This is a genomic window from Paenibacillus sp. FSL R5-0636 (genome assembly GCF_037974255.1).
Classification (GTDB): domain Bacteria; phylum Bacillota; class Bacilli; order Paenibacillales; family Paenibacillaceae; genus Paenibacillus_AQ; species Paenibacillus_AQ odorifer.
Genome location: NZ_CP150232.1, coordinates 4,349,901 through 4,370,863, shown reverse-complemented (window position 1 = coordinate 4,370,863; position 20,963 = coordinate 4,349,901). Strand labels below are relative to the sequence as shown.

Below are 20,963 nucleotides of genomic sequence, written 5' to 3'. Positions count from 1 at the left end.
ACAGATTAACGATGAGGAGCAGTATAGAAATGGCGATACGATCACGAAGGTTATCCAAGGATAATACCTACTATGAATTAAAACAAAAAATTATTGATAGCGAGTTTGAACCGAATCAACCTGTAAATGAAGAAAATTTGGCGGCCTTGCTCGGAGTCAGCCGCACACCTCTAAGAGAGGCGATACAGAGATTGGAGAACGAGGATTTTCTGGTTCGACAGCCAAATGGAAGACTGCGGGTAGCTTCAGTAACCCTTAAAGAGGTTGAAGAAATATTTCTTATTCGCAGCATGCTTGAAGGCTATATTGCAAGAAATGCAGCTAAGCATGCCACAGAGAAAGATATTGTGAATTTAACGACGATGATTACAAAAATGAAACACTCGTTCCAGCTTGGTGATAATCAGAATTTTGTTACATATGGATTTGAGTTCCATGATTATTTATCAGAAATCAGCGAACTAAAAACCTTCGAGAAGGTTCTGAATCAATTAAGAGATCATTCGCTTCGTTATTGTCGATTCGTCTCTATGCATGGGGATTGGAACACACAAGCGGATGAAGAACATGATCTTATTTTACAAATGATCGCTGCTAAAAATGAAGATGGTGCTGAAAAAGCCATGCAAGATCATATTTTAAGCAGTCTATCGACTGCGCTTGATCGCATCAAAGGGATTGAAGAAAAGCTGGAAGCATAACGAAAGGGGAGTACATCACCTATGAAACCACTAAATGAGGTTGAGCAAGCTTTAGCTAATCAATTAATAGAGGTTCGCAGAAACCTGCATCGTGAGCCTGAATTAGCGTATGAAGAGTTTAAAACCACAACAAAATTACGGGAATGGCTGACCCAAGCCAATATTCACATCCTTGACTTGCCTTTACAAACAGGACTCATCGCAGAGATCGGGCAGGGTCACGGACCCATAGTGGCCATTCGTTGTGATATTGATGCACTTCCCATAGAGGAACAAACTGAATTGTCCTTTGCCTCAGAGATCCCAGGAAAGATGCATGCCTGTGGTCACGATTTTCACACGGCTACTATTTTAGGTGCTGCATTATTATTAAAGGCTCGTGAAAGTGAATTACCTGGAAAGGTTAGAGTATTGTTTCAACCCGCGGAAGAAACAGGGCATGGGGCGGAAAGTGTCTTAGCCTCGGGAGGACTCCAGGATGTGGCGGCTATATTTGGTCTCCATAATTCGCCTGACTTGCCTACAGGAGCTTTTGGAACAAGAACAGGAGCTTTAACAGCCGGTGTTGACCGGTTTGAAATTACAATAAAAGGTGTCGGCGCTCATGCTGCTTATCCTGAAAAAGGTGTGGATACGATTGTAACTGCGGCTCAGATCATTACCGCACTACAAACCATCGTAAGTCGCCAAAACAGTACCACGGAACCAGTAGTGTTAAGTGTTACCAGAATTAATGGAGGCTTCACATGGAATGTATTGCCGGAAAAAGTCGAATTAGAAGGTACAGTACGAACTTACAATGAAGAGATTCGCCGCAATATTCCAATACAAATGACTCGTCTTATCGAAGGGATTGCTGCGGGAGCTGGGGCAGAGGCAGAGTTACATTGGTATCCAGGTCCACCCGCAACGATAAATCATGGGGAATGGGCGGACTTTACCAAAAAGATCGCCTCAGATTTCGGCTATGAAGTACATGATATTCCTCCACAGATGGGTGGAGAAGATTTCTCTTTTTATTTACAACAGATACCGGGTGCTTTTGTGAATATAGGATCAGGTCCAGCCTATCCCTTACATCACCCTCGTTTCGATGTTGATGAAGCTGCGATATTACCAGCTGCTAAGTACTTCGCTTTATTGGCAGAACAAGCGCTGGTAAAGCAGCAAGAGGAAGCTTAATCCTATATATGATTGAGGGGAATGGAAATGATTGAATTAAAGAATGTTTACAAATCGTTCACTCGGAAAGGGACCACTATTGATGCTCTTAAAGGGATTGATTTAAAGGTCGAAAAAGGCGATATATTTGGGGTTATCGGCTATAGCGGTGCGGGGAAAAGTACATTAATTCGTTTAGTCAATTATTTGGAAAGACCCACCAAAGGACAAGTTATGGTCGCTGGACGTGATTTGGGAACATACAACGATAAAGAGTTGCGTACCGCTAAGAAAAATATCGGAATGATTTTTCAACATTTTAATCTATTAGAATCTAAAAAAGTATTTGATAATGTGGCGATCCCTCTAGTTCTCCTAAAAAAGAATAAGAATGAAATCCGCCAGCGGGTAATGGAGCTGCTAGAGTTTGTTGGATTAAGTGATAAAGCGGGGAGTTACCCGAGTGAGTTATCAGGTGGTCAGAAGCAACGTGTCGGGATTGCTAGAGCGCTTGCCTCGAATCCGTCTATCCTTTTATGTGACGAAGCGACCTCTGCCTTAGATCCACAGACCACACATTCTATCTTACAGCTATTAAAAAAAATCAATGCTGAATACAACATTACCGTGATGATCATTACACATGAAATGTCCGTGATTCAAGAGATTTGTAACAAGGTAGCGGTCATGGAAGAAGGCCGGATTATTGAGCAAGGAAGTGTTCTAGATGTATTCGGAAGTCCAAAACATCTGACCACGCAAAATTTCGTGAAGACGGTTATTCAAAATAGCATGACCTCTAGCGTGCGGAAATCTATTAAAACAGAACCCGGAAGTCAGCTGTACAAGCTTAATTTTGTGGGAGCAAGTGCCTCTGAGCCTATCCTGTTTGAAATGATTCGCTCCTGCGATATAAAGGTCAATATTTTATTTGCGAATACGACGGAGATTCAAGAAACAACACTGGGAACAGTGATCATTCAATTCGATGGTGAGGCAGCAGAGATTAACAATGGATTATCTTTCTTAACAAGAAATGGAGTCGGTGTAGAGGAGGTAGAATCTAATGTTTTCGACCACAGTAACAGGTGATCAATTTCTGCAGGCGATTATAGAAACCATTCAAATGGTAGGGTTCTCCTTGTTTGTTGGTTCCCTGATTGGGATCCCATTTGGGATATTGCTTGTCATCACTCGTCCGGGTGGGGTTTTGGAGAACAAAGCGCTTTACGCCGTACTAAATCCGATTATCAACATCATTCGCTCATTGCCTTTTATTATTTTACTGGTTGCGATTGTGCCTTTCACACGATTGATTGTTCATACTTCAATTGGGACAAGCGCAGCGATCGTACCCTTGATTATCTATATCGCACCTTATATAGGGCGGTTGGTAGAGAACTCACTGCTTGAAGTGAATCCGGGAATCCTTGAAGCCGCTGAGGCGATGGGAGCCACTCCTTTTCAAGTCATTTGGTACTTTTTATTGCCAGAGGCGGTTGGATCCTTAATCCTGTCTCTTACAACAGCGACGATTGGTCTGATAGGTGCAACTGCAATGGCTGGAACGGTAGGGGGAGGCGGCGTGGGAGACTTGGCGATCGTATATGGATACCAACGCTTTGACACTGTTGTCGTAGTAGCCACCGTGATTATCCTCATTATTTTAGTGCAAGGGATTCAATCTTTAGGCAACACGCTAGCAAGAAAAATTCGCCGTTACTAGTTACTACATATTCTGGGAGGGACTCGACAGATGAGTGAATGGAGTAAGCAAGATCGTTTTAACGCATTATTATCTGGAGAACGGGCGGATCGTCCAATCGGAAGTGGTTGGCGCCATTTTATCGACAAAGAACAAACTGCAGATGATTTAGCAGATACTACGATTTCTTTTACGAAAAAATATGATTGGGATTGGGTCAAGATTAATCCAAGAGCGACTTATCTGGCGGAAGCTTGGGGGAATCAATACGATTTTACGGATTATCAGACCGTATTTCCGAGACAGCAAACGACGGCTATTCCAACAGCGGCTAGTCTGTGGGATATCGATGTTAAAAAGGCAGTCCATTCAGCCCCTTTGGCAGAGCATTTAGATGCGGTTAGAAAAATTCGCCAAGGGTTACCAGATACCCCGCTAATCCAGACGGTATTTTCACCATTAACAGTGTTGCTATTTATTGTAGGACGTTCTGCTTACGTTACTAAAACGGTGTTTGGTATTGAGCACCCGGTAACTTTGGAATCCTTGTTTAAAGAACATCGTGCGGCAGCACACCATGCGCTACATGCGATTTCCTTAACTTTAGCCGATTATGTACAAGAGTTACAGCAAGCGGGTTCTGACGGTTTGTTCTACGCAGTGACGGGCACAGCTCACCCAGGATTATTTGATGAAGCAATGTTTGATGAGCTGTCCAGACCTTATGATTCTATTGTGTTAGAAGCAGCAAGCTATGGAAAAAACATTCTTCATACTTGTGGAGCTTACGCCCAGCCTGAGAAGTTCAACGATTATCGGATTGACGGGATCAGTTGGGATACGATAGCCAAGGGGAATCCAGGGTTAGAGGCAAATCTCAAAGCTACTAAAGTGGGGGGAGTCGATCATGGGTTGTTTGCGGTAAACGATATTGCCCAAATTAAGCAGCAGGCTGAAGATGCATTAAAGTTAATGAAAGACCAGCCGTTTATTCTATCTCCAAATTGCGCAATCCCACTCAATGTGACGGATGAGGCGTTGGCACAATTTAAAAAATCTATATTGGAATAGGGGAAGTAAGTATGAAAAAGTTAATGTTAGTGATGATGATAGGTGTTCTTGCAGTGTTGACGGCTTGTGGCAATAAAGAGGCGGGGGATTCTGGAGATAAGAAAAAGCTTACCGTTGGATTTGGTGTTGGAACCTATGAGGAACAATTCCGCCAATCGATTCTACCGATTTTAGAGAAACAAGGGTATTCCGTTGACATTAAAACCTTCTCGCAAAATATGCAGGTCAATCCAGCAATGAAAGAAGGCTCCATTGACGCAAGTATATTCCAAAGTACAGCCTATATGGAGGCCATTAACGAAGAAATCAATGCAGATATGGTCGGAATTGCTTATGTTCCAGGTGCTCCACAAGGTCTTTATTCTGTAAATCATACCACGCTAGACGATGTTAAAGACGGTACAACCGTAGCTGTTCCGAACGATCCGGTAAACCAAGAGCGTGCACTACGTATTCTGGAAGAATTGGGTTGGGTCAAAATTAAAGAAGGGGCGGGCGTAGCGGATTTCAATATTAATAGTATGGAACCGGATAAATATAATATTGATATTAAAATACTGGACCCCGCTCAAATCCTTGTCTCCCTTCAAGATGTTGATTATGGCGTTGTAAACGGTAATTATATTGCCAATTCGGACAGAAAGATTACGGATGCTTTGAAAATAGAAAACACACCTATGGAACACAGAATTATCGTATCGGTTAATAAAAAGGATGAAAATTCACAGTGGGCTAAAGATTTGAAAGCTGCTTATGAATCCAAAGAGTTTGAAGAATATATTCATGGATTAGAAAAATATGATGGTTTCATTCTACCTGAAGCTTGGGACAACAATTAATTAAGGAAGTGAACGGAGTGACCAAAGAAAAGATTCATTTTATTGGTGGCGGACAGATGGCGGAAGCGATCATCCGCGCATGTATAGCGAATAACACCTTGTCTGTAAATCAAATTAGTGTATCGGATATTAATGAAGCGCGGCTGCAGTTTTTGAATACCAAATATGGTGTAGATACGGAGAGTTCACAAGAGCATAACCTGTCTACAGCAGATGTAATAGTAGTGGCAGTTCGTCCACAGGATGATTTAACTACACTTGGTCAAATCGTACAACAATTCGCTACAGCTTCTGCCGCTATCGTATCGATTGTGGCGGGTGTGACGAATGATCAATTAGCTGGGTATTTTGGAGCTGAACGGTCCATTATCCGGGTTATCCCCAATACTTTAACCGATACAGGATATGGCTATAGTGGTGTAGCGTTAAATGCTTATGCTACTCGTGATCAAGTGGAGCATTTCTTACTTGGCTTTGGAAAAGTACAATATCTGGATGAGGCGTTAATGGATGTTTTCACTGGATTTGGTGTGGCGGGTCCTAACTATATCTATTATTTCATTGAATCTCTCGTGGATGCAGGTGTACTTGCCGGACTGCCGCGTGAGCAAGCCTGGAAGGTTGCATTGGAGAATATGATGGGATCGGTAGCAATGCTGCAACAGACAGGGCTGCATCCACGACAGCTGCTGGATATTAATAATTCACCTGGCGGTGTCGGCATGCATGGCTTGTACGAATTAAACAACAGTGATTTCGCAGCGGGCCTGCAAAGAAGTGTTCTGGCAGCCGTAAAACGTACTACTGAGCTGGGAGTGAAGTAATCATGGCAACGATGAAATGGGATCATTTAGTTCACTATGTCAATGATTTGGCCAAACCGGTTGAGATCTTTGGAGCTCATGGATTGGTTGCTTTTAAAGGAGGATCTCATAAAGATTGGGGAACCTATAATGCCTTAAGTTACTTTGGGCTAACCTATCTCGAGTTTCTGGGCATTGAGAATCTTGAGCTGGCAAAGGCAACTGAACATAATCTAGTGGTGAAAGATGCAGTTGAACTTTTACCAGAACATGAAGTTCTAAGTAGAGTAGTTATCCGGACGGATGATATTGAAGAAGTAGCGGCTTCTCTGAAAGCAGCAGGCTTATCATTATCTCCAATTATCGATGGTAAGCGTCTAGATAACGAGGGCAGATTAATAGAGTGGCGGATGATGACCATTGCTGGTGACTTTGGGGGACTGGTCTATCCGTTCATCATTCAATGGAGCGGAACGGATACAGAGCGAGTGGAAAGATTAACATCATCTGGAGTCATTAAGCCTCATCCTGCGGGAGAAGTCGAAATCGTCCGTGCTGTATTTCATGTCTCCGATCCTGAAGCTGCAGCCAACCATTGGGGAACCATATTCGGACTGCCTGTTACGAAGTCAGAGGATGATACCTTCAGCCTTAAGATTGGCGATAGATCATTTGCTTTCGTGCAAGGAGACGAGAACCAATTCAAGCAGGTGGTTTTTGAAACGGATTCGTTAGAGCTGAAAGGGAAGACGATTCGGATTGGTGATGGGGAGTATGTTTTCGTTTAAGGGACTAGTAACGTTATAACTTTAGAAATAAAGACTTACTTGAAGGGAGCGATACCTCGAGTAAGTCTTTTTGCTGTTAATCGAAGGAACTAGTGAGGCTGGGATTTTTTTGTTTTAATCAATTTGTAAGATTTATTGAATTCCATTATATGGTACGATGTCCATGGTATAAAAGGAATGAAGATAATTTCTCTTGCTTGGCACTATGGATTTTGATAAACATAATGGATAAATTTAAATATTACATATGGAGGTAATTACGGATGAAAACTCACTATTACTTAGATTGGTTTTATGATAAGGGTTTTTCTGAGAAGTTAGTCAATGTGTTGCATGAGGATATAACAGACAGAAAATCGCTGGTTATGATTAGCGCTGAATCGTCTGATTTTAGTGATGAACAAGTTAATATTGATAGTGTTTTTGAAAGGACATGGTTTAATCAGGCTAACATTTATTTTGATGAATATCATTTCATTGATGACCGCACGCAGAAGGAAGATGCCCAGCGATTAATTCAAAACGCCTCTGTCGTTTTTTTATGTGGTGGAACCGCTCGGAACCAAAAGCACCTTTTGACGGAATATGAATTATCGGATTTGATTAAAAAAAGCAATGCTGTTGTAATGGGAACAAGTGCTGGCGGGATGAACATGTCTGATGAATATGTGGATGAATGCACTGTTTGTGAAGGTATGGCTCTTAATCACTTTTCTTTTGAAGCTCATTTTAATCATGATAACACCGCGATGATTGAGGAGCGTTTCCCTTTATCGAATAAAATGGATATTTATGTGGCGGCAGACAAAGATGGTGCTGTACGTGTGAAGGACAGCAAAATCGACATTATAGGCAATGTATATTTAATTTCCCACTCAAAGATTCAGAAATTGGCTGAGACGCTCTAATAATGGTTGAGTGGTTGTGACACTGACGGTTAACTGAATGGTATTTGTTTTGAGTCCCTATTTGACAGCACCTTACGAGCTAATCGGGTTGATTGCTCCGCGAAAAAGGAAGATTACGCATAACGCGCATACGATGTTCAAGCCATCACCATTCGATCTTGAATTTATATCATTCCAGATCCACGTAAAGTTATCGGATTCCGCGATTGTAAGGATATGAAATTTTCAAGTGAAGAAGCGTTTGATACAGTGAGAGGAGAAATCAAGTCTCTTTTCTTATATACTGGGTCTAGAAAGGAGTGAATAAGCAATGGAGTGGAAAGGCGATGCAAATGCCAATAAAAAAAGAGAGTCTCAGTTCACTGAGGAACTATCGGAGTCACAATTATCGGCTTTAGAATATGTTACGAATTACGCGCGAACTCGAAAAAGTGAAGCAGTTCAGACTATCCATGAAATTCTTCAAATGTCTAATGTGGAGCGGGAAGAGTTTGAAGATGCTGTGATCAAAATAAAGTCACAGGCGAAGATTGCTCTTCATTTCCATCCAGATCGACTAGATCCGGTAAAGAAAAGTGTTGCAGAGTCGCTATTGGAGCAAGGCGTGTACAAGAGCCAATTTGAGACCTTGTTATCCAGTGGTAGTGTATCAGTCTATCCTGGCGGTCCACGTGATTTGTGGGAGGAAAGACTATTTGGAGGGGCGTACCAACAAGAGAGTGCTTCGAATAGCGAACGCCCTAAATATGGCGCTCTTGATTTGATGCTTCATTCGGATGGGCCAGCTCCGCGCTTTGGCTCCTGCTATTTCCTCCTGTCCCCTGAGGTTTCTTATCGCAGTACATACACCTATATGGATTCGCATCAAAACCCTGTACAGAAAGGAACATTTGCAGAATTTGATGATATGATGGCGGCATTACTAGAGGAGATTTTCTTAAGAGATTCCGCTCTAGGGGAAAAAGATCTTCAATCACAAAAATTAGTCGACCATCTTCGGGTCAACCTCACAATGCCGTTTTCAGACCCTTCAAATTGTGAAGCTAAACGTAATCTTAACCACTATATTGAAGCGCAAGTTCATGGAAACATCCGTCTAAAGGAAGATGTGGAAATCTTAGTTGCCGATCCTTCATTCAAGGGTACTCCAACAGGGCAAGTCCTGGAGCAAATATGTTTACAGTATGCCATCCAACTCTATTGGCACATGGGATTCGCGATGTGGGTAGACGAAGTGCCTTCAGATTTTAGAGGTCCTACGATGCCTTCCTTGGCTGAGCGTATTGCTCTTCACGGTTATATTGATGCGAGCATGATTGGATCTGCTGCTATGCACTTAAAGCATGATCCTGCAGCTTGGCGGGACCGAGGAACCGAAAAAGAAGTACTTCAAGAATTAAAACTCTTATGGCATGTTTTGGTACGGTACGGAAAGCCGCTCCGAAACTTTAAGTTGTAAGAAGAGTTGGTACGCTTGAAGTGAGGGGGATTTAGGTAAAAGAAACAAAAAAACCGAATTTCCCTCCGTATGGGGTATTCGACTTGTCATTGATGGGATGTTTGGGTGAATCAATTATTATTAGAGCTTCTGCTGAAAAAATGGCAGAAGCCTTTTTATCGGGGACTAACTTTATACAACATCCTTAAATGTTCTATAATGAGACTATCTTATAGAAATATGGTTTTTATGGAGGTTAGTTCCTTGTTGGATGCTAGAACCGTACTTAGGTATTTTATTGAATATGAGAAAAAGACAGCGTTAATGGAAAATTCGCTTTCTAAGGTGGAAGGTGAACTCTTTAGTGATGATCATTTGAGTAATCCCAGTACTTTAAAAGAACATTCTTTCGATAAGAAAGTTTTCACTATATTCAAAAAGCTTACGGATTACAAGGATATAAAAGATCAGCTTAAGAAAGGAAAGTACAACGACGATGAGCTTAGATCAAGTATTAAACTTGTTGTCTCAGGAGAAATGGAGGTAGCCGATTTTTTATCCTGGATATCCTTCGTATATACGGATAATAGAGCAAATACTGAAGAATTTATAAAAAGTTTACTAGTAGATACCACAACAATTTGCTATCCACTTTTAAAGAAAAAAACAAAACAAGAGACAACGATAAAGCCTTTGATTACTTTTATGTGCAGATTTGAGGATCAAAACCTTAAGGTAGATAGTTTTTTTATCAATCGGGAAAGCTTAGAGATCATTATCGCTAAGCTCACAAATTGTGCAACATCTGAGATTGCTGAGCTTGAAAAAAATAATTTACAGGAATTGCTAAGTGCAAATGACTATGCACAACAAACGAATATGTTTGAAATCATAAATATTCTGAATAGAGAGTTATCGTCAAGATACGGGAAAACCCTTGAACACTTTAAATCTTATGAAGGCTGGCAGAAACTCAATCAGGCGTTTATTACATTTGAAACATTGGAGGAGATGACAAGACCGATTTTTCAAAAGGAGATTCAACGTATTATTGAATTAGTTTCAGAGAAAGTAAAGTTTCCGGAGTTGTTGTCGACTTATTTAATAGGGGGACAGTCCACTGTAGAGTATAACAACTCAGAAGATGGCAAGTTATTTCATTATGGAAGTTATACTGGTTCTTATCCGATCAATGAGAAGCAATGGCATACGCTTGATGCAGCTCAAAACTACACTCTTCTATCGGTAAACGGTCCCCCAGGTACAGGGAAAAGCACACTGCTCAAAGAAATTTTTGCCGATAATATGGTGAAAAAAGCAAGTGGGCTGATTGAGGTATGGGAGCAGCCATGGGAGCGGTTTAAGGAAAGAAGTAGCGAACTATATCGTTATCCGATCACTGGTAGTGGACGAACTTACTCGATGGTTCTAACTAGCACCAACAATAAAGCCGTGGATAATATTGGGTTAGAGCTGCTTAAAGAAGTGGCATACTTTTCTCGATTTGTAACAAACGAAGAAGAAAATGAGCAAATTAACGGCTTCTTTTGCGCAAGATTAGGAAATGCCACTAATAAAGAGTCATTCATGAAGAAATTTGTTCCAATGTTTCTTAAGGGGCTGGAAACTGAGTACAACCAATATCCCCTGCCTGAAGTGAGAACTCAATTTAATGATACATATAACAAACTTGAAAATATCTATGGTGATATAGAGCGATTCATTGAATTAAGAGAGGAGACAGTTCGTTTCTATATTGACAATAAAATAACTTCTATAAGCACCGCTGAAGATAGATCGAGATTTATAAGCGAAAGGGAGGAGTCCGAAAAAAGGGTTGTTGAACTCGAAATTTTAATGAATGCTTTGAAGGATAGACATACAGACTCCGAACAGAAAATCAGAAATTTGGAAAAGAAAGTGGAAGAAACTAAGTTGCGATTGCGAGTCATACCCGAAGAGATCAAGGAAGGCTACAGCATTTTAGAGAAATATCTAAGGTGGAAGAAGAGTAGTTGGTTTGGTTGGCTTATTCCAAAAAGAAAAATTTTTTTTAAGGAATATCCCTCTGAAACTTATATTGAAAATCGTTTGATCAAGAATAAAGAAGCCGAGGAACAAGAATTACTAGATAAGCGATTACCATCCTGCATAAACGATCTTAATGTTCAGAAATCGATTGTATTAGAGATTCAGGAACAACTTGCTGATCAAAAAAAAGAACAACTGGCTTTGAACCGGAAATTGCAATTTCTTTATAAGGTGATTGAATTGTTGGAATTACAGATGTTAAAGGAACAGGAACTCTGTGATAAGTGGGAGTTTGAAGAAATCTCATTAAACAGCAGATTTGACTTTTCGTGCAATCCTATTATTCTAAAAAAACGTCACGAGCTGTATTTACTCTCCTTGAGAGTGACAGAACAGTACATTTTACAACATGCAGAAGAAATAATACATAACTTGAATTTGATATGTGAAGGCAGCTGGTTCAATCCTTTTTTCAATGAAGGAAACAAAAGAGACATTCAATATGCAAAAGGGATTCAGAGTCTCTGGGACACAATGTTTCTTTGTTTTCCAGTCGCCACTTCTACCTTACATTCCCTCGGGGAGAGAACCTTTCATTTGTTGCCGCAACTAATTGACACCTTACTTGTTGATGAAGCAGGGCAGATTATGCCGCATTATTTGAGCAGTCCTTTGTTTCGATCCAGAAGAGCTATAATAGTGGGGGACATTGAGCAATTGGAGCCTATAAGGCTCTTAAAAAGCAATGTGATTGAGCAATTTCAGCCTATACCGGAGACATATCATGATACGCTCTGTGTGCAGCGCAATAGTGCACAAAGTTACGTTGATCTTAATTCTAATATATACGAATACGATTACCAAGGAAAAAGAAAAGGAATGATCTTAACCGAGCATCGCCGATGCGAGGAAAGTATAATGTTATTTTCGAATCAATATGTTTATGGAAACATACTTTCTATCATTAATAAAGACAACCATGACAAATTGTTTAAACGAAATTTGGTAGCAATAGACGTGCGAGGTTTAAAGGATCGCAGAGCCCACTTTAACCTTTCAGAGGTGCAGGTGTGTAAGAATTTAGTAGATGCTTATGTGAAGGAGTACGGCGAAGATGCTAAAGAACAAATCGGAATTATAACTCCATTCAGTAAACAAAAGGAAAAGTTGCAAGCAGCTATTGCTGGAGTAGATATCGGTACTGTACATACCTTTCAAGGGCAGGAAAAGAAGTATATAATTTTCAGCTCAGTCATCGATAGTAATATTTCTAAAAAACAAGGACTTACTGCATTTATTGGTGGTCGTTCTAATATGCTAAATGTAGCTTTATCCCGTGCCAAAGAACAGTTTGTGTTGGTTGGGAACCTTGATATTATTTCCAATCTCGAACATAATTATTTGCATCATGTTCTTAGGATTATTATGGAAAAGGGTGTAGGCATTAGCCCCTATGACGAACAATTTCATACTGTAAGTCCAGATATGAAAGCTATTTCTTTTGCGTTGTTTACTACTCCAACTGATAAGATGGAGAATGAAAATGATGTATTTTCAGCATATATTCGTGAGCATATACCGCAACATCTAATTATAACACCAGAAGAGCACTATCAGGTATTAATAGAAGCAATGCGTTATGCCACGAAGTCAATAGTAATCTTCTCCCCTTGGATCATGCCGTACGTGGTTAATGAAGAGTTTATTGACATTGTTGAGGCAGCGATAGCTAAAAGCGTGGAGATCCGAATTGGTTTTGGATATAGAGGGGGGAAAGGGATCGATATCCATGATATTAATAGTATTGTTATGAAGGATTATGCATTTGGAAGAAAATCAGATATTGAACTATCAATTTCAAAGCTGAAAGAGGTAATGGGGGAAGCACTTCAATATATTCCTCCTATTCATTCTAAAATTTTGTTAGTTGATGATAAGTATTTGTTTATAGGTTCTCATAACTGGTTATCCAAGATTGGGAAAGTTAGCAAACGTGATGAAGTAAGTTGTTTGATCGTTGAAGATAGTATGATTCAGTATTTAAAAGAAAGATATATTCATATTAAATTGAAATAAGAATGTATTCTGAATTTCACTGAAGTATTTGAAAAAAGCGGACCGGGAATTCATTCAAAATAACTTGAAATAAAAACAAGCCGGAGTATAAGTGGTCATGCGCTCCGGCTTATTTTATTGTGTTAAGTTTCCGGCATTGTGTGGAATGGAAGAGGTATGTCCATTTTGGACTTCGGCTTGGGCGTTTTTGCGGATGATTTCGGCAACATGCTTATGAAAATGAAACTGTCTTAACACTTTGCCGGATGGCTGATTAATTTCTTAAACTACATACTCACATTTCTTCATGGGCACTCCTTCAAAATTTTACAGTTCTCATTTTCGATAATGTGTCATCAAAAAATGCTCAACATTCTACTTGGAAGGCGGCAAACTCCTCCTAATAAATATTGGTGGGAGTTTTTTTGCATGTGGAAATTTTCTCGATTTGGTAGATTTACAAAATATGGAATATATGCTATCTTATCTATGAAAGCGCATCCAAGAGATGGTATATTGAACTTTTATTTACCATATTTAACATAGGGAGGAAAGGTGGAAATGAAAAATTTGCTCAAGAAGGCAATCACAATGATGCTGGCATTTACTCTGCTACTTGGATTGATGACAGCGCCGCCCGTTCATGCAGACAACGCACTTTTCACAATTGAAAGCGAAAACGCTCAGCTCACCTCCGATCTTCAAGTGACGACCCAAATTTACGGACAGCCCAAACCCGGATACTCTGGAAGCGGATTTGTCTGGATGCAGAATTCCGGTACAATTTCCTTCACAGTGACTGTCCCAGAAACCGGCATGTATACGATCTCCACACGTTATATGCAGGAGCTCAGTGCTGACGGCAGGCTTCAATCTTTAGCCGTTAACGGCGTTACGAAGGGGTCGTATATGCTGCCCTATACGACCACATGGTCGAATTTCGATTTTGGCTATCACAAGCTGAATCAAGGCAGCAACACCATTCAACTGAAGGCTGGCTGGGGTTTCGCTTATTTTGATACCTTCACTGTGGATTATGCCGATCTTGATCCCCTGGATGTGCAACCTGTCCTCAGCGATACTCAAGCGACTCCGGAAACTCAGCTTCTGATGAATTATTTAACGGAGGTTTACGGCAATCATATGATCTCCGGCCAGCAGGAGATTTACGGAGGCGGAAATGACGGCAATTCCGAGCTGGAGTTTGATTGGATTCACAATTTAACGGGGAAGTATCCGGCGATCCGCGGATTTGATCTGATGAACTACAATCCGCTTTACGGCTGGGAGGATGGTACGACCGCCCGGATGATCGATTGGGTGAATAACCGGGGCGGGATTGCGACAAACAGCTGGCATATCACTGTACCTCGAGATTTCACTGCCTATCAGCTCGGGGAATTTGTGGATTGGAAGAAAGCCACCTACAAGCCGACAGAAACCAATTTTAATACAGCTAATGCGGTAGTTCCAGGTACGAAAGAATACCAATATGTACAACTGGCCATTGGGGATTTGGCGGAGCAACTGCAGATTCTGCAAAATAACAACGTGCCGGTTATCTTCAGACCCTTCCATGAGGCGGAGGGCAACGGCGGATTGAATGGAGAAGGTGCATGGTTCTGGTGGGCTTCGGCAGGCTCGGAGGTGTACAAGCAGTTGTGGGACCTGCTCTATACCGAACTTACAGAAACGTATGGTCTGCACAATTTGATCTGGACCTACAACAGCTATGTCTACAGCACTTCTCCCGCATGGTATCCCGGCGATGATCAGGTGGATATTGTAGGCTATGATAAATACAACACGATCTATAACCGCTATGACGGTTTGTCTGGTGTTCCCAATGAGGACGCGATTACCTCGATTTTCTATCAGCTTGTTGATTTAACCGGCGGTAAGAAAATGGTAGCCATGACGGAGAACGACACCGTTCCAAGCGTTCAGAATCTGACAGAGGAAAAATCGGGCTGGCTCTATTTCTTACCGTGGTATGGTGAGCATCTCATGAGTTCCGCCTTTAATTATCCGGCCACCTTAACAACGCTGTACCAAAGCAATTATGTAATCACGCTCGATGAGCTGCCTGATTTGAAGGTTAACAATCCAATTCCAAGTGCGTCTATCACACCTGCGAACGTCGAATTTGATAAAAATGCCTCCAATGAGAATGACAAAGCCATCACCGTGAATTCAAACGGCAATACGTTAACCGCTCTCCGGGCAGGCGCAAATACATTAATAGAGACTCAGGATTATACCTTGAGTGGAAATACGCTGCTGCTCAAAAAAGCATTTCTGGCGACACTGCCGGTTGGCGAGCATTCGATCATCTTTGATTTTAATAAAGGACAAGATCCCGTGTTAAAAGTGAAAATTGTCGATTCCACGCCAAGCGCATCCATTGCGCCCGTGAGCGCTGCATTTGATAAAGCGGCGAATCTAACCCAGGATATTTCCGTAGTCCTTACCTTAAATGGACATCAGCTTGCAAGTATCACAAATGGAAATTCCACACTTTAGCGAGTCAGGATTATACGGCATCAAGCGCTGCTGTTGTTCTGAAAAAATCCTATCTTTCCACGCTTCCGCTGGGACAGAATACCCTAACCTTTCATTTTAATGGAGGAAATAATGCTGTTCTTACAGTGAACGTAACGGATAGCAGTGTTCCAGTACCCACTGGAGATTTGACGGTCCAAGCTTTTAATGGCAACACAAGTGCCTCCACTAACGGGATTTCACCCAAAATCAAAGTAGTCAATACCGGTGATTCAGCGATTCAACTAAGTGATGTGAAGGTCCGGTATTACTATACGATTGATGGCGAGAAAGATCAGAGTTTCTGGATCGACTGGGCCAGCATCGGAAATGCGAATGTAACCGGCAATTTCATTAAGCTGGCGACTCCTGTTGCCAGTGCCGATTATGTTTTGGAAATTGGTTTCACGAGTTCGGCTGGAACACTTAATCCAGGTCAGAGCGCAGAAATTCAAACCCGTTTCTCCAAAACCGACTGGTCCAATTTCAACCAGGTTAATGATTATTCGTTCAAGGCATCCAGCAGTCAGTTCATCAACAATGAACAGGTCACCGGGTATATGAATGGTCAGCTTGTGTGGGGGATTGAGCCATAAGCTTTTAATGAAAAAAGGTATCTTTGTGTAAAACAAAGATGCTTTTTTTCATTTTGGGAAGAAGCAGGGAGTGCAATGGGAGAACCATTTCTGAAGTAGCCAGATTGCTCGATGATCAGTTTCTGGAGAAGGAAAAGCTTGAATTGAGCGAGATTACCATCGACTGTGTTGGCTATTTTCAGAAAAGGAGCAAAGGAATTTTTGTTAAAATTAGGGATTTAGCTGCTTGTGTGGAATTTTTGTAGTCAGTTGCGGTTCTCCTGAGTCGTTCCTATGGTGTGCGATGTCGCATTAATCCGGCTGCAATGTCGCAAAAGTACATGGAAATAGAGTATGAAAATAGATTATACTCGCTTTATTGATCTGATAATGAAAATCATTATCATACATAAGGGGGAGTCAGCATGAAAAGAACAAAGAAGAGGCAAGCAACCGGTAGAAAGGTAGATGCTGCCCAAAAAGCAGGACTATTAATGATATGGATGATGGCACTGGTACTTGTGCTAACGGCTTGCGGTACTGGAGGTGGAGCAAATGCGGGCACTGCCGCACTGCCATCTGCTTCAACCGAGCCGTCACCTACATCTGAGACACAGGCTCAGACTACAGCCTTCCCGGTTACCATCTCGCATATGAAGGGTGAATATACGCTGACTGAGAAGCCGAAGGTCATCGCCGCGCTTGATGTGAAATTCGTCGATCAATTGTTAGCGATAGGCGAGCATCCGGCAGGCAGCGTTGTGGCTGGAGCGAAAGATGCAAAGTTTCCAGAATATTTAAGTGAACAATTGGGTGATGTGAAGGTCCTGGGCACACGCGATGAGCCCAATCTTGAAGCTATTGTAGCGATGAATCCGGATCTTATATTGATGACCGATTTTCAGGAGCAGGTGTATGACAGCGTCAGTAAAATTGCGCCCACAATAGTACTCGACTTCTATGAAGATTGGCGGGATACATCGGCTATCATCGGTATGATAACGGGCAAGCAGGCGGAGGCGAAGGTAGTGCGTCAAGCCTACGAGGACAAAATCGTCGGACTGCGGGAGCAGCTGTCGGCGAAGCTGGGCGACGAAACGGTAGCTCTGATTCGCCCAAGACCGGAAGGTATTCGCGTACACGGTCCCGAACATCGGACCGGAAGCATTCTTTATGAGGATTTGGGATTGAATATCCCTGCATTCGTTCAGGAGATCAAAGATGATACCTCCGTTGAAATTTCGATGGAGACCATCGCTGATATTGGAGCAGATCACTATTTCCTGTTATCGGATGAATTGTTTGCCAAAGAGGCAGAGGCAATGGCGAACAGTCCGGTCTGGAAATCTCATGATGCCGTTAAAAATAACCGCGTATACAATGTGAATTCAACGCTCTGGATCGCTTATTATGGGCCAATTGCCCTCAATATTATTGTAGATCAAACCGCGGAAGCGCTGTTGGGATCTCATTAAAATGGACAACTATCTGTCGTCTGCCACCTGGAAGCAAATGGCGGAGGAATACCGTCTGTGGGTAGGTGAACCGCCTGAAGGCAACGTTCGTACAATTGCCCTTAGCCAGTTGCACGAAGAAGCTGCATGCCGCGAATATGTAAGCTGGCTTAAAGGTTATATCGGTGCGCCTGATATGCAGGTTGCCGCTTCCATGCTGGCCAAGCGGATCGGTTATCTGTGGATCGCGCCGATGCTGACCGCTATGACCCTTCATAACCGGGAAGTCTCCATCCCGCTGGAGAACTGCTTCCTCTATCATCCGGCTTCCCCAGCTTTTAAAGGGGATACGCGTTTTCCTTTCCTTGCGCTGAACGGGCTTCGAGCGACGGCGGCACCGGAAGACAGGGAAGCGTGGCGAGAAGAGATCGTAGAGGAAATTTTCGCGGTACGTCTTGCGCCGCTGCTGCACACGCTTGCTGCAATTGGTCCCGTCTCCATGGCAGTACTTTGGGAGAATATTATGGTACGCATTGCCCCGTTGTATTCTCCTGGAACAGGTGAATTTGGGCAAGAGAGGCAACGAATGCAAGCCGATTTTGCCTTCCTGACCCGGATAGCTCCCGGACAATTGTTCGGCGCAAGACGCAATCCGTTTACCCGGTTCACAGAGAACAATGACCTGGCTCCGGTTGCAAAAAACAAGCGTATCACCTGCTGTTTTTATTACAGGATGTCGGCGGAATATTGCGGAAAATGTCCGAAAATTGACAATGAGAATGAATCTCAATTAAAATGACAACAGCAACGCACTCACTTATGTTGCGGACGCGCTTTCACTAAAGCATGTAATCCTATTCGAGTGCGCCCGTTTAACAGAGGATGCTATTGTCAGGAGATGAGAGAAATGCCGCTGAAAGAACAGGCAAGTTTATGGAGTGATACAACGATCAAGATGCTTGATGTGCGCAGCGGTACTTTGCCACCCGGCGGCGTTATGAGCGAAACCGGATTAACAGCCAATGTGTTGCTGCTGGCAGGCGGCGGGGAAGGTAGGCTTGTGATGAATGGCGAAATTTGCCATATCCAGGCCTATTTCGCTTGTCACGCAGTCAAGGGATCAGCATTTACTTTGACTGCTGGATCAGAAACCATTCATTATACCGTTATTATGTACAAGGCTTTTCCAATGTTGGGGGCTGCCCATGTTCTGTTTCCGCAGCGCAATCACCCATTACGAACTTCATTTGTTCACCGTCCTGTGCTCCTGGCTGAACTGCATCAGACTGCGGAACAAATCGAAGCCAAATGGAGCCGGGGCGAAGGGCTGGAGCGTTTCCATGCGAATGCGCTACTGCAAGGAATGCTTTACGAGCTTATTATGGAGTATGAATGTGGTCAGAAAGGCACAGAGGCGGATATGGTGGATGTTGTCGCTGCCTATATAGCGGGGCATTATCGTCAGGAGCTGGAGCTTAAGGAGCTGGCAGCGCTTGCCGGATGCAGTACAAGACAGTTACAGCGGCGATTCAAACAGGAGAAGTTACTAGGACCGATGGAATATGTAATCCAGCTGCGGATGGAGAGTGCCGAGCGGATGTTGCGTCATACGGATGCTCCCATCGGCGAAATTGCAGAAAAAACGGGCTATCGCGACATGTATTACTTTAGCAGGGCATTTAAGAAATATCATGGAGTTCCCCCGCAGATCTACAGGCGCACTGCCGCTTCAGGGATCGGTGCTCTCTCAGCATATTCTGGGCTGCCGGATCGCCTGGCCTCATCGTACCAGTCGCTGCAAGGCCCGGTAATTTGTCATATGCGAGGCGAATATTGCGTCACCGCTTCTCCGAGGCGTATCGCCGTACTCGACGTTCAATATGCAGACCATTTGCTTGCGCTTGGGATATCTCCGGCAGGGAGTGTAGGAACGGGCAGTGCAGCGTTAAAATTCCCCCAATATATCAGGGAAAGGCTTAAGACAACAGAAATGCTCGGAACTTATGAGTACCCGGACCTGCAAGCTGTCGAACGGCTGCGGCCGGATTTGATTATCTGTACTGAGGTGCATGCTCAGCATTATGAACGGTTAAGCCGGATTGCTCCAACCCTAATGTTTCAACGGAATGAGAGCTGGCAGACGATTTTGAGCCTGTTCGGTGAATTGACGGACAAGCGGACAGAGGTGGAGCGTATTATTGCGGATTACCTGCGCCGAACAGCATTGCTGTCTGAGCAGCTTGCAACGGCGCTGGCGGGTCAGAGCGTGGCCTTGATCCGTCCGCGTGAGTCGCTGGTACGGGTACATACTGCCTCCCATCGCACAGGTGCCGTGCTGTACCGTGATCTTGGTCTGCCTGCTCCTCTATTTGTCGCAGACACTTCCGACACGGTTTATCATATTACAGTTGATAGACTGCCAGCTGTGCACGCCAGTCATTATTTTTTACTTAGTAACGAGATGATGCAGGAGGAGGTATCTGCGACAGAGCAAAGCGTCCGGGGGATGTTAGATTCCAATGAGCGGCCGTATATATACCCGGTAGATGCCGCTACATGGATCGGCTGCTACGGACCGACAGGTATCAATTACATTGTGGATCAGGTAGCCCGTACCTTGCTGGCCTGAACGGTATCAAAGGGCATCCGCTAATTTTAGGCTAAGTTTTAGCCTAAACGTGAACAAGCTCCGGTGATTATCACAGGAGCTTGTTTGTGCTGCGGATTATTTTTTGTTGGGATAGCGCTTAGAACTATCTGTTGGCTCATGCAGGTGCTAAGGGCAGGGCCTCCTTTACGTTATTCCAGATCATTGACAATTATTGTAAAGATGATGTATTGTAAGTGATAAGTAGTAAGTAGTAAGTAGTAAGTAGTAAGTAAATCAAACGCT

General features: G+C 42.9%; 16 protein-coding genes. All 16 read left to right on the top strand.

The annotated features are described in order from the left end of the window. Nucleotides 1-29 precede the first annotated feature (29 nt). The 16 genes from MKX34_RS19900 (at nt 30) to MKX34_RS19825 (ending at nt 20,699) form a co-directional block, all read left to right on the top strand. Entirely contained in the window at nt 30-701 is a 672-nt protein-coding gene (locus tag MKX34_RS19900) for a GntR family transcriptional regulator (protein ID WP_076201659.1), read from the top strand. 21 nt (nt 702-722) lie between these two features. Further along, complete coding sequence (locus MKX34_RS19895) at nt 723-1,883, top strand: amidohydrolase (RefSeq protein WP_038572049.1); 1,161 nt, start codon at nt 723-725, stop codon at nt 1,881-1,883. A gap of 27 nt (nt 1,884-1,910) precedes the next feature. Continuing rightward, nucleotides 1,911-2,954 carry an ATP-binding cassette domain-containing protein gene (locus MKX34_RS19890; protein WP_076297629.1) on the top strand — a complete coding sequence of 348 codons (1,044 nt, stop codon included), beginning with the start codon at nt 1,911-1,913 and terminating at the stop codon, nt 2,952-2,954. Then, complete coding sequence (locus tag MKX34_RS19885) at nt 2,929-3,588, top strand: methionine ABC transporter permease (protein ID WP_036688669.1); 660 nt, start codon at nt 2,929-2,931, stop codon at nt 3,586-3,588. Before MKX34_RS19890 ends, MKX34_RS19885 begins: the two co-directional genes overlap by 26 nt. 30 nt (nt 3,589-3,618) lie before the next feature. Then, nucleotides 3,619-4,638, top strand: coding sequence for a uroporphyrinogen decarboxylase family protein (locus MKX34_RS19880; RefSeq protein ID WP_076297628.1), 1,020 nt, complete (start codon nt 3,619-3,621; stop codon nt 4,636-4,638). 11 nt (nt 4,639-4,649) lie between these two features. Further along, the gene (locus MKX34_RS19875; protein ID WP_036688665.1) at nt 4,650-5,477 is read left to right on the top strand and encodes a MetQ/NlpA family ABC transporter substrate-binding protein; all 828 of its coding nucleotides are present in this window, start codon (nt 4,650-4,652) and stop codon (nt 5,475-5,477) included. Nucleotides 5,478-5,494: 17 nt separating this feature from the next. Next, the gene (gene proC / locus MKX34_RS19870; RefSeq protein WP_076106412.1) at nt 5,495-6,301 is read left to right on the top strand and encodes a pyrroline-5-carboxylate reductase; all 807 of its coding nucleotides are present in this window, start codon (nt 5,495-5,497) and stop codon (nt 6,299-6,301) included. A 2-nt stretch (nt 6,302-6,303) separates the two neighbouring features. Beyond that, complete coding sequence (locus MKX34_RS19865) at nt 6,304-7,068, top strand: VOC family protein (protein WP_076223167.1); 765 nt, start codon at nt 6,304-6,306, stop codon at nt 7,066-7,068. A 263-nt stretch (nt 7,069-7,331) separates the two neighbouring features. Further along, nucleotides 7,332-7,976, top strand: a complete 645-nt coding sequence (locus tag MKX34_RS19860; RefSeq protein WP_076297627.1) for a Type 1 glutamine amidotransferase-like domain-containing protein — start codon at nt 7,332-7,334, stop codon at nt 7,974-7,976. 310 nt (nt 7,977-8,286) lie between these two features. Then, entirely contained in the window at nt 8,287-9,435 is a 1,149-nt protein-coding gene (locus MKX34_RS19855; protein WP_076297626.1) for a DUF3626 domain-containing protein, read from the top strand. Between the two features lie 243 nt (nt 9,436-9,678). Then, entirely contained in the window at nt 9,679-13,521 is a 3,843-nt protein-coding gene (locus MKX34_RS19850; protein ID WP_076297625.1) for an AAA domain-containing protein, read from the top strand. A 540-nt stretch (nt 13,522-14,061) separates the two neighbouring features. Continuing rightward, nucleotides 14,062-16,023 carry a glycosyl hydrolase gene (locus tag MKX34_RS19845; protein ID WP_256715533.1) on the top strand — a complete coding sequence of 654 codons (1,962 nt, stop codon included), beginning with the start codon at nt 14,062-14,064 and terminating at the stop codon, nt 16,021-16,023. Between the two features lie 125 nt (nt 16,024-16,148). Beyond that, nucleotides 16,149-16,637: a cellulose binding domain-containing protein gene (locus tag MKX34_RS19840; RefSeq protein WP_256715532.1), complete on the top strand. Its 489-nt coding sequence runs from the start codon at nt 16,149-16,151 to the stop codon at nt 16,635-16,637. Between the two features lie 404 nt (nt 16,638-17,041). After that, on the top strand, nt 17,042-18,091 hold the full coding sequence (locus MKX34_RS19835; RefSeq protein ID WP_076106392.1) for an iron-siderophore ABC transporter substrate-binding protein: 1,050 nt from the start codon (nt 17,042-17,044) through the stop codon (nt 18,089-18,091). A 1-nt stretch (nt 18,092) separates the two neighbouring features. After that, on the top strand, nt 18,093-18,869 hold the full coding sequence (locus tag MKX34_RS19830; RefSeq protein ID WP_076106390.1) for an IucA/IucC family C-terminal-domain containing protein: 777 nt from the start codon (nt 18,093-18,095) through the stop codon (nt 18,867-18,869). Between the two features lie 108 nt (nt 18,870-18,977). Further along, nucleotides 18,978-20,699: a helix-turn-helix domain-containing protein gene (locus tag MKX34_RS19825; RefSeq protein WP_076297624.1), complete on the top strand. Its 1,722-nt coding sequence runs from the start codon at nt 18,978-18,980 to the stop codon at nt 20,697-20,699. Nucleotides 20,700-20,963: the final 264 nt, after the last annotated feature.

What these genes read in the sequence shown, in the direction of transcription:
- MKX34_RS19900 (WP_076201659.1), top strand. Translation starts at nt 30, where the DNA reads ATGGCGATACGATCACGAAGGTTATCCAAGGATAATACCTACTATGAA.
- MKX34_RS19895 (WP_038572049.1), top strand. Translation starts at nt 723, where the DNA reads ATGAAACCACTAAATGAGGTTGAGCAAGCTTTAGCTAATCAATTAATA.
- MKX34_RS19890 (WP_076297629.1), top strand. Translation starts at nt 1,911, where the DNA reads ATGATTGAATTAAAGAATGTTTACAAATCGTTCACTCGGAAAGGGACC.
- MKX34_RS19885 (WP_036688669.1), top strand. Translation starts at nt 2,929, where the DNA reads ATGTTTTCGACCACAGTAACAGGTGATCAATTTCTGCAGGCGATTATA.
- MKX34_RS19880 (WP_076297628.1), top strand. Translation starts at nt 3,619, where the DNA reads ATGAGTGAATGGAGTAAGCAAGATCGTTTTAACGCATTATTATCTGGA.
- MKX34_RS19875 (WP_036688665.1), top strand. Translation starts at nt 4,650, where the DNA reads ATGAAAAAGTTAATGTTAGTGATGATGATAGGTGTTCTTGCAGTGTTG.
- MKX34_RS19865 (WP_076223167.1), top strand. Translation starts at nt 6,304, where the DNA reads ATGGCAACGATGAAATGGGATCATTTAGTTCACTATGTCAATGATTTG.
- MKX34_RS19860 (WP_076297627.1), top strand. Translation starts at nt 7,332, where the DNA reads ATGAAAACTCACTATTACTTAGATTGGTTTTATGATAAGGGTTTTTCT.
- MKX34_RS19855 (WP_076297626.1), top strand. Translation starts at nt 8,287, where the DNA reads ATGGAGTGGAAAGGCGATGCAAATGCCAATAAAAAAAGAGAGTCTCAG.
- MKX34_RS19845 (WP_256715533.1), top strand. Translation starts at nt 14,062, where the DNA reads ATGAAAAATTTGCTCAAGAAGGCAATCACAATGATGCTGGCATTTACT.
- MKX34_RS19835 (WP_076106392.1), top strand. Translation starts at nt 17,042, where the DNA reads ATGAAAAGAACAAAGAAGAGGCAAGCAACCGGTAGAAAGGTAGATGCT.
- MKX34_RS19830 (WP_076106390.1), top strand. Translation starts at nt 18,093, where the DNA reads ATGGACAACTATCTGTCGTCTGCCACCTGGAAGCAAATGGCGGAGGAA.
- MKX34_RS19825 (WP_076297624.1), top strand. Translation starts at nt 18,978, where the DNA reads ATGCCGCTGAAAGAACAGGCAAGTTTATGGAGTGATACAACGATCAAG.